Genomic DNA, 1,543 nt, shown 5'->3' with positions numbered 1-1,543 from the left:
TAGACATCATGATTCCCTGAGGCGAAGTGTCGATCTCCTGCGGTTTATCGTGGGTTAGTCGAACCAGAGCCACACTGTTAATGGGCGTTACTCTTTAACAGAAAACAGGAGATCGACATGTCTAAACCTAGCACGATTTTCATCGGCCTGGATGTGCACAAAGAAACCACGGATGTTGCGTTTGTTTCGAATCAAGATGAAGCCGTTTTGTTTTACGGCACCATCCCCACTAACAGTCGTTCTGTCAGCAACCTTATCAAGAAATTCTCAAGCAAAGCCAGCAAGTTAGTGGTGATTTATGAAGCCGGTCCATGTGGCTATTGGTTGTACCGAATGCTCGAGCGTAAAGGCATTGAATGCTGGGTAGTTGTCCCATCGCTCATCCCCAAAGCACCCGGCGACAAAGTCAAAACCGATAGGCGCGATGCGATGGCATTAGCACGATTAGCCAAAGCTGGCTTGCTGTCGTCGATTCACATCCCCAATGCTGATGATGAAGCCATTCGTGATTTAATTCGTTGCCGAGAAGATTGCATGTTGGACTTGCGCCAGGCACGCCAGCGGTTGAAGTCGTTTTTGTTGCGTAACGGCCATTCGTATTCAGGAAGAGATAACTGGAGCGATGCCCATAAACGCCATTTGGCCGATATTCACTTCATTGAGCCTGCCAAGAAAATCACCTTTCAGCATTACATTGGCATTGTTGAGCATCGCTACCAAAGCTTGCAGCACATCGAGCGGGAGTTAGAGCACTTAGGTCAGCAATGGTGCTGGTATCCACTGGTGCAATTTTTAACGGTCCTGCGTGGCATTCGCTTTTTAAGTGCCATTACTCTGGTGGCAGAGCTTGGTGATATGCGGCGCTTTGCTAATCCCCGCTCGCTGATGAACTTTGTGGGGCTAACCCCTTCCGAGCATTCAAGCGGTCAACGCCAGCAAATCGGTGGCATCACTAAATGTGGCAATACCCACGCCAGACGCATATTGATTGAAGCCGCATGGGCCTATCGCTTTTCACCCAAAGTTTCGCGTGAGTTGCAAATCAGGCAACAAGACCATTCGGTGAACTTACAAGAGCGTTCATGGCAAGCGCAGCTTCGGTTGTGCAACAAATTCCGGCGGATGAAGGCCAAAGGCAAAGAGCAAAACAAAGTGGTGGTGGCGATTGCCCGCGAGTTACTTGGCTTTATCTGGGACATTGCGCAACGGTTTGAGCCCAACAGCAAAGCGGTGGGTTAACCCAAAAGCAGCCACACAATGAACTAAAGAAAGAGACCCAGTTACAACCTGAATGAGACCGACCGGCGGCAGCGGTGCGAGCAATCCTCGAGGGCGTTAGGCGATTTAGATTCGCGCTCATAGACTGAGGCAAGGCTCCAACGGCGCAAACAAGTCATGCGGATAACCAAACCCGCGTATATCAGCAAGGTCAACCGCCGACACTTACTTGCCAAAGGTCACTCATTCAGGTTCTTCAATGCCGGAAAAAAATGTTCGGTAGGGAAACAGTTGCGCCTATTGACAACGGGAATCATATCAACGC

The 1,543-nt window shown here is 49.8% G+C and carries 1 protein-coding gene; it reads left to right on the top strand.

The window, feature by feature from the left end; genetic code table 11:
* The first annotated feature begins 117 nt into the window (after nucleotides 1–117).
* On the top strand, nucleotides 118–1,239 hold the full coding sequence (locus K0504_RS18250) for an IS110 family RNA-guided transposase (RefSeq protein ID WP_220105594.1): 1,122 nt from the start codon (nucleotides 118–120) through the stop codon (nucleotides 1,237–1,239).
* Nucleotides 1,240–1,543 lie beyond the last annotated feature (304 nt).

The organism is Neiella holothuriorum (assembly GCF_019457915.1).
Classification (GTDB): domain Bacteria; phylum Pseudomonadota; class Gammaproteobacteria; order Enterobacterales; family Neiellaceae; genus Neiella; species Neiella holothuriorum.
The sequence above is the reverse complement of the archived record's forward strand: the minus strand, read 5'-3'. Positions and strand labels throughout refer to the sequence as shown.